This window comes from Bacteriovorax sp. PP10 (assembly GCF_035013165.1).
In the GTDB taxonomy this organism is placed as follows: domain Bacteria; phylum Bdellovibrionota; class Bacteriovoracia; order Bacteriovoracales; family Bacteriovoracaceae; genus Bacteriovorax; species Bacteriovorax antarcticus.
The window spans coordinates 619316-636139 of record NZ_JAYGJQ010000001.1 but is presented as its reverse complement, the minus strand read 5'-3'; the positions used below and the strand labels follow the sequence as shown (position 1 = coordinate 636139).

Annotated in this window: 18 protein-coding genes; 10 read left to right on the top strand and 8 right to left on the bottom strand. The window is 35.8% G+C overall.

Features of this window, described 5'->3' with window-relative positions:
• Positions 1 to 202 precede the first annotated feature (202 nt).
• Genes SHI21_RS03085 through SHI21_RS03075 form a run of 3 tightly spaced genes read left to right on the top strand, consistent with a single transcriptional unit; the run spans position 203 to position 2834 of the window.
• The gene (locus SHI21_RS03085) at positions 203 to 934 is read left to right on the top strand and encodes an efflux RND transporter periplasmic adaptor subunit (protein WP_323574652.1); all 732 of its coding nucleotides are present in this window, start codon (positions 203 to 205) and stop codon (positions 932 to 934) included.
• On the top strand, positions 931 to 2178 hold the full coding sequence (locus SHI21_RS03080) for an ABC transporter permease (protein WP_323574651.1): 1248 nt from the start codon (positions 931 to 933) through the stop codon (positions 2176 to 2178). Before SHI21_RS03085 ends, SHI21_RS03080 begins: the two co-directional genes overlap by 4 nt.
• Positions 2178 to 2834 (top strand): ABC transporter ATP-binding protein, encoded by a 657-nt coding sequence (locus SHI21_RS03075; RefSeq protein WP_323574650.1) that lies wholly within the window; start codon positions 2178 to 2180, stop codon positions 2832 to 2834. The genes SHI21_RS03080 and SHI21_RS03075 overlap by 1 nt, the downstream gene beginning before the upstream one ends.
• An 18-nt stretch (positions 2835 to 2852) precedes the next feature.
• Here the strand turns inward: SHI21_RS03075 and SHI21_RS03070 are convergent, their stop codons facing one another.
• Entirely contained in the window at positions 2853 to 3797 is a 945-nt protein-coding gene (locus tag SHI21_RS03070) for a 1-phosphofructokinase family hexose kinase (protein ID WP_323574649.1), read from the bottom strand.
• A gap of 329 nt (positions 3798 to 4126) precedes the next feature.
• On the opposite strand from SHI21_RS03070, the gene SHI21_RS03065 reads away from it, so the two are divergent.
• The 4 genes from SHI21_RS03065 to SHI21_RS03050 all read left to right on the top strand — a co-directional run bounded on the left by SHI21_RS03065 (position 4127) and on the right by SHI21_RS03050 (position 7515).
• Positions 4127 to 4825: a transporter substrate-binding domain-containing protein gene (locus SHI21_RS03065; protein ID WP_323574648.1), complete on the top strand. Its 699-nt coding sequence runs from the start codon at positions 4127 to 4129 to the stop codon at positions 4823 to 4825.
• A gap of 244 nt (positions 4826 to 5069) precedes the next feature.
• Positions 5070 to 5570, top strand: coding sequence for a hypothetical protein (locus SHI21_RS03060; protein WP_323574647.1), 501 nt, complete (start codon positions 5070 to 5072; stop codon positions 5568 to 5570).
• A 31-nt stretch (positions 5571 to 5601) separates the two neighbouring features.
• A complete protein-coding gene (locus SHI21_RS03055) occupies positions 5602 to 6060 on the top strand; it encodes a hypothetical protein (RefSeq protein ID WP_323574646.1) in 459 nt (152 codons plus the stop codon).
• Between the two features lie 573 nt (positions 6061 to 6633).
• Positions 6634 to 7515 (top strand): glycoside hydrolase family 25 protein, encoded by an 882-nt coding sequence (locus SHI21_RS03050; RefSeq protein WP_323574645.1) that lies wholly within the window; start codon positions 6634 to 6636, stop codon positions 7513 to 7515.
• Positions 7516 to 7561: 46 nt separating this feature from the next.
• Here SHI21_RS03050 and SHI21_RS03045 read toward each other — a convergent pair whose 3' ends face one another.
• Positions 7562 to 8191, bottom strand: coding sequence for a helix-turn-helix transcriptional regulator (locus SHI21_RS03045; protein ID WP_323574644.1), 630 nt, complete (start codon positions 8189 to 8191; stop codon positions 7562 to 7564).
• A 105-nt stretch (positions 8192 to 8296) separates the two neighbouring features.
• On the opposite strand from SHI21_RS03045, the gene SHI21_RS03040 reads away from it, so the two are divergent.
• The gene (locus SHI21_RS03040) at positions 8297 to 9718 is read left to right on the top strand and encodes an MFS transporter (RefSeq protein ID WP_323574643.1); all 1422 of its coding nucleotides are present in this window, start codon (positions 8297 to 8299) and stop codon (positions 9716 to 9718) included.
• A gap of 45 nt (positions 9719 to 9763) precedes the next feature.
• On the opposite strand, the gene SHI21_RS03035 is transcribed toward SHI21_RS03040, so the two are convergent.
• Positions 9764 to 10564 carry a DNA helicase gene (locus SHI21_RS03035; protein WP_323574642.1) on the bottom strand — a complete coding sequence of 267 codons (801 nt, stop codon included), beginning with the start codon at positions 10562 to 10564 and terminating at the stop codon, positions 9764 to 9766.
• Positions 10565 to 10888: 324 nt separating this feature from the next.
• On the opposite strand from SHI21_RS03035, the gene SHI21_RS03030 reads away from it, so the two are divergent.
• Positions 10889 to 12076: an aspartate kinase gene (locus SHI21_RS03030; RefSeq protein WP_323574641.1), complete on the top strand. Its 1188-nt coding sequence runs from the start codon at positions 10889 to 10891 to the stop codon at positions 12074 to 12076.
• Between the two features lie 41 nt (positions 12077 to 12117).
• On the opposite strand, the gene sugE is transcribed toward SHI21_RS03030, so the two are convergent.
• Complete coding sequence (sugE, locus tag SHI21_RS03025; RefSeq protein WP_323574640.1) at positions 12118 to 12447, bottom strand: quaternary ammonium compound efflux SMR transporter SugE; 330 nt, start codon at positions 12445 to 12447, stop codon at positions 12118 to 12120.
• Between the two features lie 263 nt (positions 12448 to 12710).
• Here sugE and SHI21_RS03020 point away from each other — a divergent pair, with 263 nt between their 5' ends.
• Positions 12711 to 14255, top strand: coding sequence for a S41 family peptidase (locus SHI21_RS03020; RefSeq protein WP_323574639.1), 1545 nt, complete (start codon positions 12711 to 12713; stop codon positions 14253 to 14255).
• A gap of 33 nt (positions 14256 to 14288) precedes the next feature.
• On the opposite strand, the gene SHI21_RS03015 is transcribed toward SHI21_RS03020, so the two are convergent.
• From SHI21_RS03015 to SHI21_RS03000, 4 genes are read right to left on the bottom strand one after another with little or no spacing between them, the layout of a single operon-like run.
• A complete protein-coding gene (locus SHI21_RS03015) occupies positions 14289 to 14699 on the bottom strand; it encodes a hypothetical protein (protein WP_323574638.1) in 411 nt (136 codons plus the stop codon).
• Positions 14690 to 15556, bottom strand: coding sequence for a TIGR02147 family protein (locus SHI21_RS03010; RefSeq protein ID WP_323574637.1), 867 nt, complete (start codon positions 15554 to 15556; stop codon positions 14690 to 14692). Before SHI21_RS03010 ends, SHI21_RS03015 begins: the two co-directional genes overlap by 10 nt.
• Positions 15556 to 16122 (bottom strand): hypothetical protein, encoded by a 567-nt coding sequence (locus tag SHI21_RS03005; RefSeq protein ID WP_323574636.1) that lies wholly within the window; start codon positions 16120 to 16122, stop codon positions 15556 to 15558. Before SHI21_RS03005 ends, SHI21_RS03010 begins: the two co-directional genes overlap by 1 nt.
• Positions 16122 to 16700 (bottom strand): hypothetical protein, encoded by a 579-nt coding sequence (locus tag SHI21_RS03000; RefSeq protein ID WP_323574635.1) that lies wholly within the window; start codon positions 16698 to 16700, stop codon positions 16122 to 16124. The genes SHI21_RS03005 and SHI21_RS03000 overlap by 1 nt, the downstream gene beginning before the upstream one ends.
• Positions 16701 to 16824 lie beyond the last annotated feature (124 nt).

Here is a 16824-nt window from a genome sequence, read left to right as displayed (position 1 = left end):
GAATTTCGATACAAACTGGAGAGAATTATAGAGACTCAGAGTCGCTGCAAGTTCATACCGTATTGAAGTAAGTAAGGGTTTTCATCCATGGAACGCGTGATAAAAGCACTCTTTAATACTAACTCGCTGAACACTTAAGCTTTTCTAAAGAGCAACATATATCATAAAAATTTTATAGTAAGTGTTATACACTCATCTTAATATGCAAAAAATTTTTCAACTATTTTTAATCTTCTTCATCTGTTCTTGTAATAAGCAACTCATTACTCCCACTCGAGGTGATATTGTCGAAGCTGTTTATGGTCTCGGAACTGTAAAATCAGAAGAGAGTTTTTCTGCCAAAGTTGCAGTTACTAGTTCAGTCGTTGAATTCTATGTGATTGAGGGACAGGATATTAAAAAAGGACAAAAATTATTAAAAACTGATCAGGGTGCCGTCATCTACTCGCCTTTCAATGGTAGAGTTACTGATATACCTTTTTCAGTTAAAGAAAATATTTTTCCTCAAACGACAATATTATCTGTCGTTAACTTAAAAAAACTTTATCTTACAGTTTCACTTGAACAACAGGCCATCATGAGAATTCGTCCTAACTTAAATGCAGAAGTTAGTTTTGAATTTTTTCGTAATAAAAAACTTCCAGGAAAAATTACTTCCATCTTCACGGCCGGTGATCAATTTATTGCAAAAGTTGAATTACTTGAATGGCCTGAAGGTGTGCTACCGGGAATGACTGCTGATGTGGCGATTGAAATAGCTCGCAAGAAGGATGCTCTTTTAGTACCAACTCCTGCCATTGTGAACGGGAATATTATAATAAAACGTCATAGTAAAAAAATTAAATTTCCTGTTCAAGTTGGTTTGGCCGATCTTGAAAAGGCCGAAATACTTTCTCCCAAACTTGAACTAGATGATGAAATAATTTTGCCATGATGTTTTTAAGCCTTAAGCACTTATTCAGTAGAAAAAAACAAAGTTTGTTAATACTTTTAGGAATTGTCATTGGAACAGCGGCCTACGTTGCTATTTCAGGAATGATGTTAGGTTTTCAAACGAAATTAATGGATCAACTAGTTAATAACGACGCTCATATTCGAATCTCTGCCAGAGAAGAATTATTAACAGCTAAAGCCCTCAACAGTTTCAGTGAATCATCTCATGTCTTTTGGAGTATTCCTCCTTCAGGAAGAAAAGATGCTGTCAAAATTGAATATCCTATCGGGTGGTTCAATAAACTAGATGCAGATCCGGATGTTTTATCCTTTGTTCCTCAAGTGAATTTAAACGTCATTTTTAACCGAGTTCGTGTGACTCAATCAGGACGTTTAATAGGTGCAGATCCCGTAAAACAAGAGAAGATGAGCAACATTAAACAATATATGATAGCTGGAGACTTTAAGGATATTGGAAATTCAGGTAATCATCTTATTATTGGAAAACTACTACTAGAAAAACTTGGAGCAAGATTATCTGAAACAGTTTTAATATCTTCAGGTAAAGGAGCCCCTCAGCCATTTAAAGTTGTAGGCATCTTTGAGACAGGCTCACGCATTATAGATGAGGGAACTGCCTTTTCATCTTTGAGTGATACTCAAAAACTACGTGGAACTCCAAGTGAAATAACAGATATCGCAGTGAAAATTCTGGATCCAAACATGGCCCAAGAAAAGGCAATGATTTGGAAAAATACTTCCAATGAAAAAGTTCTTGCATGGCAAGAGTCATCCGCAAGTATTTTATCTGTTTTTAAAACTCAAAACATTGTCAGAAATTCCATGACGATTTCAATTATTGTTGTAGCTAGTTTTGGTATTTATAATATTTTATCAATTCTTGTAACACAAAAAAAGAGAGACGTGGCCATCTTAAGATCTATGGGGTTTACGCCTTCAGATATCATTCAATTATTTTTTAACCAAGGGTTAATCCTTGGTATCATCGGCGGAATAACTGGATTGATTCTTGGTGGTATTATTAGCTGGCTAATGAGCAAAATTGAAATTGACCCAGGAAGAATAGGATCAAGTTCCGGTAGAATGATTATCTCTTATGACTACTTAATTTATGTAAAGGCATTTGGAATTGCTCTTGGAGCAACTGTATTTTCGTCTATATTACCCGCCCGTGCAGCTGGAAAACTTGAGCCTATGGATATCATACGTTCAGGAGGCCAATAATGATCCAAGCTAAGTCAATTTTTAAAAGGTTTGAACCAACAAGCGATCCAGTCATTAAAGGAATTGAATTAACAATTAATGACGGTGATTTCATTTCCATGATGGGAAGATCAGGTTCAGGCAAGTCTACACTTTTATATTTGCTTTCTACCTTGGATCGCTCTTTTGACGGTAGCGTTTTGTATGATGGCATAGATGTAAAAACCATGGATATAAAAAAAATACATGAACTGAGAAATAAAGAAATTGGTTTTGTTTTTCAATTTCATTATTTACTTAATGAACTCTCAGCAATTGAAAACATACTTCTACCTGCAAGGAAATCGAATCAATTACTACAAAAAGAACTCTTCGCAAGAGAGTTATTGTCTCAAGTCGGTATAGCTGAAAAAGCAGATCGATTGCCAGCAAACTTATCAGGTGGAGAACAGCAAAGAGTGGCCATCGCCAGAGCATTAATCATGCAACCTAAATACTTATTCGCCGATGAGCCTACAGGAAATCTAGATAGTATCAATGCAAAAATGATTTTAGATTTATTCGAAAAATTTAATCAACAATATGGAACTACCATTATATACGTCACCCACGACAAAGAGTTTGGTGAAAGAGCATCTAAAAAAATCAAAATTGTAGACGGCATAATCGGGACTTAATTTAATTAAAGCAAAAATCTAATCTAATTGATGAACAACACATTTTTTATAAAGCCTTTCAATATCTCGAGCACTTCCCAGCTGTGTACCTTTTTGTAAAAGTGTTGCGGCAGAAGCGGCCAGCCCCCATCTTAATAGATCACCAGGATCAGAGTTATTTTTAAAAAACTCTCTGGCTATTGCGCCTACCATTGAGTCACCGGCCCCAACAGTCGAATTAATTTTAACATGAGGTATTTTTCCAAAATATGAATGATCTTTTGTTACAAGAAGTGTCCCTCCTTCTACTGAAGAGACGCAAACATATTGGACGTACTGTAATAATTCTTTTGCCAATCTCTCAACGCTACTAATACTTTTAACCTTAGTTTTCATTAACTGCTGAAACTCTGTAAGATTTGGTTTAATCATTAATGGCCTGCCTTTAATAATCTTTTCTAAAATGGGTCCAGGGCAATCGACAATACACTTTATATTTTTCTTTTTAGCTAAATTCATAAACTTAAGTATATCCCTGCTTTTAACTCCTGGCGGAAGAGAACCTCCAATAAGAATTAAAGATATATTTTGATAATCATTTAATAAATCCAGCATTTTATTTTTTTCATTAGATTTAATCAATGGCCCAGGGAAGTTAAAACGGACTTGATTGTGATCAAGATCATTGGAAATAGTTACGCATGTTCGTGAGTTATTATTAATTTTAATAAAATTATTTTTTAATTTTTCTGCACTTAAAAGATTTAAGATTTCTACTCCAGTAGGACCTCCCAGAAACCCCGAAGCGATGACAGGAATTTTTAATCTAGAAAGTATCCTGGAAGCATTAATGGCATTGCCTCCCGCAAATCTTGTTTCGTTAAATACATAATTTTTTTCATTGAGCTTTGAATTGGTTACAGTACCTCCCAGATCAAGTGAAGGATTAGGAGTGAGACTTAATATTGTTTTTTTACTACTCATTCTGATTGGTCCATTTAATTTTAATAAACTATTTTTGAAAAAAATCCTTAAGCGGATCAATGGAAAACGGTACTATGATCGTAGTAGATCTTTCATTACTCATTTCAATCATTGATTGAAGATAATAATATTTAGAGCTAAAGCAAGTGAGGTGCCAATCTATTGATGAGATTTAATTAATTTTTATCAATTATTATGGGACAATTTGTCTTTCAATTGGATTTTTAAAGAAGGTTACCATATCAACTCTTTATCCAACGCCTAGTGCAGTGCTAATCAAATTATCTATTATGTAAGATAATATGGAATGCGTCTCATCAGGATTAATAATGAAGAAAATTATCAGTATTTTTATTTTTGCTATATTTTCTTTAAGTATTTTCTCAGCAGAAAATAAAGTCATCATTAGTGTTCCTGACAAATGGTCAAGTGGCCTTGGCTTCATGAAAGACTTATTAAAAGAATCTTATAATGACATCGGGTATGAAGTGATTTTTAGCGACTTGCCTCTCGCTCGCAGTATGACGGAATTAATTAATGGCAGACTTGATGGTGAACTTGCAAGGTCAAAAGATGTTGCGCAAAAATATAATCTTGTAATCGTAAATCCTCCCTATTTTACCTTAAAGGGTTATGCCTACTATTTGAAAGGAAAATTTAAAAAAGCTCCTACTATTGAGGAAATTAAAAGAGGAAGAATCAGTTACATACGTGGTTCTTTTGCCACAGAGAAATTTTTCATCGACGCTAAATCCCCAATCCTCGTTAATAATGAAAAACAGCTTCTCTCTCTTTTAAATAAAGATAGAGTTGATTTTGTGAGTCCGGTCACCTCTAACTTTGCAACCGGACAAAATAATTTGGGAAAAGTACTGCTATTTGAGATATCTGTTCATCATATTCTATCCATTAAGAATATAGAGTTAGCAAAAAAGCTTGGGCCTGCTTTGAAAAAGAACATGACCAAGAAAAAGTATGACCATCTTCATGAGCAGATTACGAAATTGGTTCTCGAACAGTCTGAATAAAGTCTTTCTTATTTTAAATTATACAAACGGTTATAATCACGTCTCCTTTCTCCATATAGATCTAATCTCTCCGAAAAAAATAAAAATGCTCTCTGGGGGGAATACTAATTAATGTTTCTTAATCTTTTTTCTACAACACAAATGAACCTTCCTTTCCTGTAAATCTTTCAATCTTTATTACGCTCACTAAGCTATTCACCTATATTCGCGACAGTCTAACTATTAATCGTTTATAGGAGAATTTATGAAAAAGATTTTATCTCTTTGTATATTTGCTGCTCTTTTTGCTTCTAATGCATTCGCAGGAAATACTAAAGTTCAGTGTGGTGATACGAATGAAGCTTACGTAAAAATGGATCTTGATGAAGCTTTTACAAACAAATACTTAAATCAAGAGCAACTTAATCAATATTCAAATGAAGGATATGATTACATGATCGCAGGAAGAAACTGTGGTCTTGATACTTGGGAATCAAATACAAGATTTCAAGTTCTGTTTTTATTTGAAGGAAAAAAGGCCAGAGAAGTTTTTGATCTAGGTCCATTTAGCCAATTTGATGCCACATTCACTCTTAATATTGATTTAAAACAACTTCAAAACGATGACCTGGTTTTAACAGGTGACAAAGAATCTTTTGGCTCAAGAAAAATCAAAAATGCTGACAACTCAGTTTCTGGGACACTTGACTCGAAAAGAGGCGCTGGCAAAGTAAAAATGATTATTTCTAATGACCACAGTTACTAAAAATATTTAACAATACTTAATTGGAGAACTTATGAAATTACTTATCGTGACAGCATTACTTATTATCACTCAATCAGCATTTGCTTTAGAAATTAAAGGGACTCGCGCAGAAGCTCTTTATAACCAAATCGCTGGTCTTTCAGAAGAACTTGGAGATATCGGTGGTTTAGATTGTGCTATGGGAACTTGTTATGCATCTATCCCGAACACAAAATGTGTAAAGGCCTTCGTAGAAGAAACTGATAGAGAAGGTTACCGCACTTCTTGTACTTTTGTTTCCCCTGAAGGGAAATCTGTTACAGTAAAAAACGATGACAACGGACACATCGGTTCTCTTCGTAGAACACTAATCGATTTAACTGGAAAACTAGTTACTGAAAATGATAGTAACTCAATAAAAGTGAAATCTGTTGACTGTAAAGGTACAAGCCTAGGCCGTGATGCTGATGGTTTAGAAATCGAACAAACTTTTACATGTTCAATTAAGTAAAAATTTACAAGAAACAACCCTGCACTACCTGGGTTGTTTCTTTTAAAAAAAATTAATTCAATCCGGCCTTATTTAATCCCCAAGCTGCTTACAGTTCTATAAACGTCTTCAATAATTCCTTTATTTGAAATATTTGGTATTGTGAACTGTCTAAAAAGTAGTCAAATTATATCTGACCCTTTTTGTATTTGATAGGCCCTACAACAATATCTCAACCCATTTCACCCTTGAAAACTGACCTCTTTAAAAAAGTCATAATTCAATTTTTTGGATTGTATCTAATTGTAATATTAGTTTAAAAATCCATTTGATTTTATTTGCAACATTCATTTTCACTTTCTTTCACCAATAAAAAAATCTGTCTCGTACTCTTTTACACAGTGAAATTTTATCCCCGATACCAATACACGGTTCAATTTATAAAGTCGTTTCGACTCCGCTTTTTTATAAAATTATTTAATGTTTCATCCTGAAAGTGCCGTTTAGATATTACAAGTTGGCACGTCTTCCTTGCATTCGATTGCATACGAATCGAAAGATGAATTTCTAAAACTTCTACAAAGGAACTTCAGGATGAAGCATGTACGCTCACGTAATTATTTTCTAATTTTATTTATTCTAGTAAATTTTTTTAGCTCTTCTGATCTGTATGCACTCGGATCAAAAAGGCCGACTACACCGACAACTCCTCCAGTTGTCACTCCTCCAGTCGTAACTCCTCCGGTTGTTACACCTCCAGTGGTTACTCCACCCGTTGTTAAACCTCCAACAACAGGGAACACATCCTCATTCTTGAGTCCGTGGAATAAGAGTAATACTTCGATTGTTATCGATGCCTACGAAGGTAACTCTATTGACTGGAATAAAATGGCAACTGATACAAAGGTCGCTGCAGTTATCCATAGATCAAGTATTGGAACAAAAGTAGATAGTCAGTATATCGCCCGTAAAAAGATTGCACTTGAGCGCGGTTACCTATGGGGAGCTTATCACTTAGGAAGACCAGGTAATACAATTGCTCAGGCCGATCTTTTTCTTTCGTTAATTAAAGATGAACCAAACACATTAATGATTCTTGATTTAGAAGATACGAGCTCTGGAAGTTTTATGAGTATTAATGAAGCAGTCGTTTTCATGGACTACGTTTATGAAAAAACCGGCCGCATCCCGGTGGTCTATGCTAACCACTCTGTAACTCAGACCCTTAATTCAAAAGTTAAAGGCAATCCTCTATTCCAACAATCAAAACTTTGGTACGCGAGATTTAAATCAAGCGTGACGGATTTCCCTACTGGAATCTGGTCAAATTATTTCTTATGGCAATTCTCAAGTGAGATCAATTGCTCAACGACTGGATCATGCTTATATAATGTCCCAGGAACAAAAGCAGATATGGATGTAAACGTTTTCTACGGTACTGCAACAGAACTTGCAGCTCAGTGGAACAATCACTAATAATTAAATGCTATCAGGCCTCAGATGAACTCTGGGGCCTTCTTATCTACGCTTCTGTAATCTTGTAAACACAAGACTTCGCTCCCGCCAGAATATGTGATTGTCGCTCGATAGTGAATCCTTCACCCAAAAGATCTTTAAACAATTCAAGTTCAGAACGACAAAACCCCTGACATGCAGAGGCAGCAAAACAAATGGGACAATGATTTTCTGAAAGCAGATATCCACCTGGAACTTTTTCGAAAGAGGCCATATAACCATCAATGCTTCTGAGTTCCGCCAGTCTTTTAATTTTATCTTTAAGTGATTTGGCTTTTTTTAGTTCAACTTCATATCTTTGTTTAGTCGATTTCTCTCTGGAGAAAATTAATTTCTCCATAACATCTTCTCCTAACTCTTCTTTAATCGTTGAGATCATTTGAACAGTCAGTTCAGCATGGGCATCGTGAAAAAAGCGATAGGCCTTATCAGTTAACACCCATCTCTTTGTAGGTCGCCCTACTTTATTTTTTACAAGCTCTGATTGAATCTCGCCCTTCGCTCCCAACTTTAACATTTGAAGGCGGACGGCTTCTTTACTAATTAAAAGAATTTTTGAGATGTCTTCAATTGATTGAGCACCCTCTGTTTTTAAAAGCAGTAGAATTCGTGATTCTGATTTTTCGTTTTCTATCATAAATTCATTATACAAGTTTTAACTTGCAAAATCTACGGGGCCGCTCTATTTTACTTAAACAAGTAAAAACTTGTCTAAATAAAAACTATCAACGCAGGAAACGATATGGGCCAGGATACAGATTCAGTTGGTTGGGGACAGTTCCTCAAAGGTAAAAATAAATATAGCTCCATTGCTCTAGCTGGAGGTGTCGGTCTTCATGCTATTGATGTCTACATCACGATCTCAATTCTCCCTACCATCGTTAAAGACATTGGCGGAATTCAGTACTACTCACTCAACACGGTTCTTTATATCGTGGCCTCTATTTTAGGTTCAGCACTCTCATCTAAACTCCTGGCAAAATCTTCACCTAAAAAAGCATTTAACACTGCCCTACTATTTTTCGGAACAGGTTCACTACTTTGTTGTCTTGCTCCTTCTATGATCATCATGCTTATTGGAAGAACCATTCAAGGTTTTGGTGGAGGACTTCTTTTTGCTTTAGCGTATGCAATGATCCGATTACTTTTTGAACCTAAATTATGGCCGAGGGCCATGGCACTTATTTCAGCCATGTGGGGAGTGGCCACACTGACAGGTCCTGCAATTGGAGGATTATTTGCTGAGTTCGGTGTGTGGAGAGCTGCTTTTGGATCGGTTGTTGTCCTAACTGTTCTTTATTCTTTTTTAACGAATATTGTTTTGAAAAAATTTGATCAGGAAAATACTTCAGGAGTCTCTTCTAAAATTCCTTTTGTAAGACTTATACTTCTAGTGCTTTCTGTTTTAACAGTTTCAATCAGCAGTCTTGATGAAAATCCTACAAAAAACATTTTAGGAATTTTAATCTGTGCTCTACTTTTTGGAACTTTGGCCTTTCTAGAACGAGGGCCCTCAGCTTCAAGAGTACTGCCTACAAACTCTTTTAAACTAGGTTCACCAATTTTTACTATCTACGCAGCCATGGCATTTCTTGTTATTGGGATGCAGTCTGAAGTTTTTATTCCACTCTTCCTGCAAAAAATTCACCTTCAGACACCTTTTGCTTCTGGATATATTGCTGCCCTAATGGCCGCTGGCTGGTCAATCGCTTCCATGTTCTTTTCCGGACTCACTAAGAAAGAAGACATCAGTCGCATTGTCCTAGCAAGTCCACTGATTATGCTTTTTGGCTCTATAACTCTAAGTTATTTTCTGCCTCATGCGACTTCATCACTGATCTTTATCGGTGCTGGGTTGCTATTTTTAGGATTTGGAATCGGAATGGGATATCCCTATCTGGTTACAAGATTATTTATGGCCATTCCCGAAGAAGAAAAAGAGCTGGCCTCAGCAAGTGTGACGACATCACAATTATTTTTTACTTCTTTAGGTGCGGCATTGGCCGGAGCGATTGTAAATTTTAATGGGATTTCTCATGCTCAGACAATTGAAGAGTATTCTTATATTTCAAAGACACTTCTGTTTGGATTTTGTCTATTTCCGATAGTGGCAATCTTTTTTAACTATATCGTTTCGAAAAGAATAAATAACGAACCTGTTTAACTTTTAAATAAGAATGGCCCGATTTCCGGGCCATTCTTTTTAATGTTATATCGAATATAACTTCGAAGAAGAAGAATCCCATCCAACCTTGAAACTAAATTCCTTAGGACGATAGAAAAGAACATCAGCAACTGATGATTTATCATCTTCTTTATGAAGGAACATAATTTTATTAAAAAACTTAAGCTCCAAAGGATTAGGTAATCTGATATCACCCATCGTAGGTTTTTTATCTGCTCTATTTTCCAGCTCTCTGTCTAGCTGAGAAATAAAAACTACTACGCATTCTTTTTCTTTTGCATAAAGTTTTAATTTTTCAACTTGAACTTGCAATGGCGGATTAGATCTTTTTTCATCAAGCAGTTGAAGATAATCAATAACGATGAGTGATCCTTTAGAGATAGATTTTTTTGTTTTCTCAATAATGTAATCAGCACTGATATCGTTTGAATAATCTAATTCAAAGTAGGCATTGTTCTCGCCTAACGATTCATCATAAACGGCCATTCTTTTAGCAATATCCTTATGGACTTCCGATAATGAAAAGCAAAAGTTTTTCGCGGCCTTCTTTTGAATAGCTTGAACAAATAATCCAATAGTAAAAGAAGTTTTTCCTTTGGAAGGTCTCGCTCCAATAAGAACGATATCTCCTGGATTAAAAAACCCCAGGATTTCATTATATGACTTGGGAAACATGTCATCTTTTTTAGACTGAAGTAATGACCACGAATCAAAACCTTCTCTCTTTGCAATGAGATCCAGGGCTTCGGTGTTGGTAATTGATTTTTCTTTTTTTAGAAGCTGAGCTTCTGCTTTTAGGACATGAATGGGTGCTGACAATTTCATCTGAAACCTCCAATTGTGGTTTTAAAAACATTCCCTTCTTCTGCTTAAACCATAATTTTAGGTTTATGAGGTCTATCGCTTGTATTCGACACTTAGGTGCTTTCCCATTTGAAGGGGGGTGGCATGAACTGATACCTTTTCTTATTATGGATTAAAAATAGATTCTTGTATATGTCAGTAATGAAAAAGTGCAAATAAAGAAAGAATAAAAACCTCCTTCAAAGTTATAAAGATAAAGTAAAACTTTTGAAACACGATTTACTTCCTTCCAAGAATGCGAAATATCTATATTCATAACATAATCATCACAAGATGAGGCATTGCATGGAACTGATCGTTCAAAAGTTTGGAGGGGCAACTCTCTCCGACCTTGGTAAAATTAAACTTGTCGCTAATCGAATTCACGAATTAAAACAAACTCAAAAAAATATCATTGTTATTGTAAGTGCAATGGGAAAAACAACGGATTCCCTTATCTGGCAATCATATGATCTCTCTCAGCATCCTGATCCAAGAGAGCTTGGAGTTCTTCTTAGCACTGGAGAGATTATTTCTGCCTCTCTTCTTGCTATCGCACTTAATAATCTGGGTTGTCCCGCTATAAGCTTTAACGGTGCACAGGCAGGAATCATCACTGATGAAAACCATTTGAACGCGACTATCCAGTTTATTGAAAGCGTGCGCATTGAAGACTCACTTCAAAGTGGAAAAGTTGTTATCTTGGCAGGCTTTCAAGGAGTCGGAACAAGTGGTGATGTAACAACCTTAGGGAGAGGTGGATCTGATACCACAGCACTCGCCATCGCTGCCCATCTTCAAGCAGAACGATGTGAAATACTAAAAGACTTTCCAGCGATCTATTCTGCAGACCCTCAGCTTATTAAAGAAGCAGAACCTATAACCAATTTAAGTTATGACCAGCTACTAGATATGACATTTTGGGGGGCCAAAGTTTTACAATACCGCTCGGTAGAAATTGCTAAAAAGTATAATGTCCCACTTTACGTAGGACCTGCTCATACAAATCAAATCGGTACAATAGTGGAGGATACAAAAATGATCGAAGATGCTAAAGTTATGTGCCTTAATTCTCATGCACATGTTTTAAGAGTTCACTCATCGCTTGAAACCTTATCTGAATCTATTGAATGGCTAAAAAGTTTTTTGAAAACCAAGAATATTCCTTTTCCTCAATTACTTCACACCGAAAGGGCCGAAGGTGGAATTGATTTATTCATGACTGCACCAGTTGAAAGCCTTGGCCCAATTGCCAGTGAATTAGGAAATCAATCTTATCTCAATGAAAGCCTTTGCTCTGTAACAGCGACTTGTCAGGGGTCAACAAAGCCTGAGCTTTTGGAAAAGATGATTGATATGTTGGAGACGAAAGGAATCAAAATTATTTACATGATTGTCAGTGCTATGAGTGTGACTATTTTTATCAAACCAGTATATCGTATGCAGGCCATTGAAACGTTACATCAGTTAATTAGAGTACCTAAAATTTTTTAGAAGATTAGTCCGGAAATTTAACCTTTCCGGACTTTCAAATTTTATTTTGATGTTAACTTCAATCCAATAATCGCTACAAGCAATAGTATTAGAAAGAAAATTCGTGATGGAGATGCTGATTCCTGAAACAAAATTATTCCCAGTATAGCAGCTCCAAGTGCTCCAATTCCAACCCAAATTCCATAAGCAGTTCCAATAGGTATTATCTGCGCTGCTTTTGCGAGCATGAACATGCTTAAAGCAAGAGTGATAAGGGTAAAAATGCTAGGGATAAGTTTTGTGAAACCTTCTGTGTATTTCAGGCCAATGGCCCAACAGATTTCAAGAAGACCAGCGATGACAAGAAAAATCCAAGACACAGTCGTAGACATAGAAACTCCTAAGACCCGTCTTTACTCTCCTGGTACGGTTCACCTCGTCAGTTGGCTCAATTGCCATAATTGATTATAACTCTATTGAAAAATGTAGGCAATTTGCAGATGAAAATAAAGTCTATCTTATTTAGGCTGCCCCAAAGGTCCTAAGATACTGTAAAATCGAGGTTCTTTTCATTGGAAAAGATCTGTATTTCTTACCTGCTTTTCTCTGTGAAGCTGCAATCTCTATATAATGTCCCAAACACTAAAGGATCATTATGAAAACACAAAGTATCGCTCTTATTCTTCTTATGTCACTTGCTGGTTGCGGGATGAAAGAATCAACACCTTCAAAAGAGACATCAATAGTTGCTGGAAATTTTGTAAGTAACATAACTGAAGACTGTAAGTCAGAGAACTGCCTTGGTCTTCGTAAAGAATTTGATTTAGTTGTTTATACTGGTAAGAAAATTTATTGCTACTGGGATTTAAAAAAAGCAGCAACTCAAAATGACTTCGATAGTATCGCTAAAAATTTAAAAGCGACGATCACTGACACTACTACAGTTTATGAATACTATCTTGTTCTTCAAAAGTGGGCAGGAAGTCTTCAAGACGGTCACGTAAACGTTATGTGGGGCGATGATCTAACAGATCTTGAAAGTTATAAAGTTCCCTTGAGACTAGAGCTTCTTGCTCCAGGAACTGATCACGAGTCTCTTATTATTTCTAAAACTGCTGTAGCGACAAAGAAGCTTCCAGTAGGTGCAATCGTTACAAAAATTAACGGCCAGGATGCAATTGAGAGAATCAATGAACTGGAAAAATACATGAGTGGAAGTACGTCTCGAATGAGAAGACGTGGTGCTGCCAACATGCTTTTTAGTATGATGAAGACAAGAGATGAAGAGCGCTCGTCAGTAAAGATGGAATACACATTTAAAGGACAAACTTTAACTACTGAGCTTCCAAGAAATATTACATTGCCGGTTAAAGCAACGGCTGCGACTGCTGAATCTAAAATTGACTACTCTACGCTTATGCAGGCACAAATTCTTCCGAACAATATCGGATACCTTAAAGTTGACAGCTTTTCAGGTGCAGACATGGCCACACTACTGACTCGCACAATGAAACTTCTTTCTCATACGAAAGCTCTTATCATAGACGTAAGAGAGAATGGCGGAGGAAATCAAAGTGGAAGCAGTATCCTTGGATGGTTAACAACAACACCAATCATTCGCTACCATGCAAACATAAGAATCAGCGATCTTCTTCTTGCCGACAGAGGATATGTTCTATTGGATGCTGAATACAACGAAGGTGATGAATTCACACCATTTGCTCCAGTAACTGTCTTTCCTCAAGAATCAGCTTACAAAGGTAAAGTTTACGCTTTAACTTCAGCGTTCTGCTTTAGTGCGTGTGATACTTTTGTTTCCGCTTTAAAAGAAAACAAGCTAGCTACAATTGTAGGTGAAGGAACTGGTGGCGGTACAGGAACTCCGCATGTTTTCGAACTTCCATTTTCTGGATTAAATTTTAGATACTCTGTTGCTCAAGGCCTAACTGCCGTTAGCAAAACATTCTTAGAAGGTGTGGGAACACTTCCTGATATTACAATCGAGCCTACACTTGAAGAGAGAATGGCCGGAGAAGATCAACAGCTATTAAAAACGATTAACATTGCTGCTGAAAAAACTAACGAAGCCTCTATTGATATGAATGATCTGAAAGACTCTGGAATTAAGTCTAGAGCTCCAGTAGCTGATTCGTACTCGATAATTGATTATGATAATGAAATAAAACAATCAATGAATTAATAAAAAGGCCCGGTTAATCCGGGCCTTTTTGTTTTAAGGCATCTCGATTAAAGACCCTAGGATAGATGGAATTTTTTTATTCGTCTTAGATATTGGTACAAGTTTATAACATTCATCTTGCCCTTTTTTACATAAAACCCAACGATTTTCTTGTCCTAAAATTTTTGGAATAAATTCAAATCCCTTGGCCCTTCCAAAATTTGAAGGCGACAATGAAGAAAAATTAATTTCGCTTCTATTTACTTTCGTCACTTGAATCAACTCTTCTTTCGTTTGAGAATCTATAATAACGTTATTAACGTTTTCAACGCTGCCTTTAAAGTTTAATGCTCCATAACCTGGAACAATAACCGCCGTCCCTACTCCAGACGATCCATTGCCCGCCCAAGAGTTTGAAATCATCATCACAGTAAAAAGAGAAATTAGTAATTTACTTAATGCCATGGTCTGTCCCCTTTTACTTCTTCGTTTGAGCTCAATGGAATTCCAGCAAACATAAAAGAGTAAACTCTTTCAGGTTTTGGATTTTCCAATGCGAGAGTGTTTATCTCCGCAAGAAATTCGCGCACGCGTCTTCTTATTTCCGGTAATTGATCTTCTGAAATCCCAACCATGTAAGCTCCAAGTTCGCGCTCATCTGGTTTATTCAGGCGAAAAGACTCAATCGCTCTTTTGAACATTCCTTCATAAAAAAGACGTGCCCCAATTTTCTTCAATTCAGGATTTGTTTTTAACTGTTTAAAGCTTTGAACAACTTTTCCATTTTCATCGTATTTCAAAAGTCCCAAAGTCATCAGACGGTCTAATATTGAGGCCGCTTCATCTTCTGTCACAAGCCCATACAATTTAGCCGCAATCCACTTTGGACTTTCTCTGAAGTCAGCTAGGTTCGTTAGAATCATGACTGCATGGTAAGTCCAGTTACTGATACTCTCAAACTCAGCTTCTTCCAGATTTTTTTGGCTGGAAAAATTACCGCTGGTCATTCCCTTAATTCGCTCAAGCCTTTTTTGGTAATACTCTTTTTCCATAAAGTCTTTTGCTTGATTAAAATTAACCAGCGCTTCAAAGTAATCACTTTCTAAGTCGGATAATTTCAAGGCCGCAGTAAACTTTATGATATTTGCCGAGGTAAGATTTTTCTCACCATCGGCAATTAGTTTAAAATAATTTGGAGAACCTAATTTTGCCGCTTCAGAAAAGCGTGCATAGGTAAATCCATCTTTTTCCTGCTTCTTAAAGCTATAAAAGTCTTTAAGATATTCCCTGTAATTACTGTAAGTATAAATATTAACAGTCATTATTTTTTAATCTCTGGAAATTGAATAATTACGTTCGCAGAAATATTATATGTAAATCTATTTGAAGCAATTGTAGGATTGTCTAAATTATCATGTTTAATATATGTATTTAGCATCATGATATTTTCGCTTCCAGATGCTTTACCTAAGTCATCGTTAGCATCAATAGTATAAGTTGTAGCTGATGTTATAAACCCAGGTGGGCTATTAGGATAGCTTCCGGTTAAATCCATAACATGCATAGAGCTATAGATATATCTGACATTATTATTTGCTGCTACAATTTTGCTTTTAGTCGCTTTAACATCAAAGCATTTTTTAGATGATACTGTCTTTTTAAAGTATTTTTCGGCTGTATATGAATCATTCATATCACCAGTGTACTTTCCATAACACACGTATAGTTCTATTTTTTTAGGAGCTTGTCTTAAAACAATATAAACAGTTTTATATTCATCTGGATCATTGCTAGTTGAATTGTAAATTGTTAAACCAGTTTCTTTAGAGAAAGCATTGCTGATCATCGTAAAAAAAATAAAAATTGAAATGTGTAATATTCTTTTCATTACTTCATCTCCGGAAGTTTAATCATCGATCGACCGGCCAGTTTATATGTAACTCTTTCAGTATTGATGACTGGATTTTCTAACTTTGTGTGCATGATAAAAGCTGACATTAATAAAACATCGTCGTTACTTGAATCTTGTCCATAGTCATCATTAGCATCAACAGTGTAAGTAGAAAATCCATTTCCTAATGAACCATCTGACGTTGCTTTACTTGAAAGTCCATTCTCGGTATAGACATATCTGACTTGATTGTCTTCACCTTCTATTTTTTTCTTAGAATAAAAATATCTCACTTCATTATCTAAATTATAACAATAAACATTTCCGTTAATCGTCTTGAATGCATCATCATAAAACTTCTTTGCAGCAACAGCATCATTAGCTGCTCCTTCATATGGTCTCCAGCATGAAATTAAATTAATTTTTTGCTTGGCCTGTCTCAAAACAATCGTTGATTGTTCGGCACCCCCACTTGAGGTATTATAAATAGTCACAGCAGTGTCTACTGATGTTCTTGCTGAAGCGAGATTCGAATTCGCGATAAAAACTGTAGCTACTAAAATTAATCCTTTCATATTTCCCCTTTTCTCATCCATGAGATCAAATTATTTTGATGTCTTAAATAAAAATAGAAGATTAATTTTTAACTTAATAGTTAAAATAATACAATTTTTTAACTTTTGGATAATTAATGTGAAT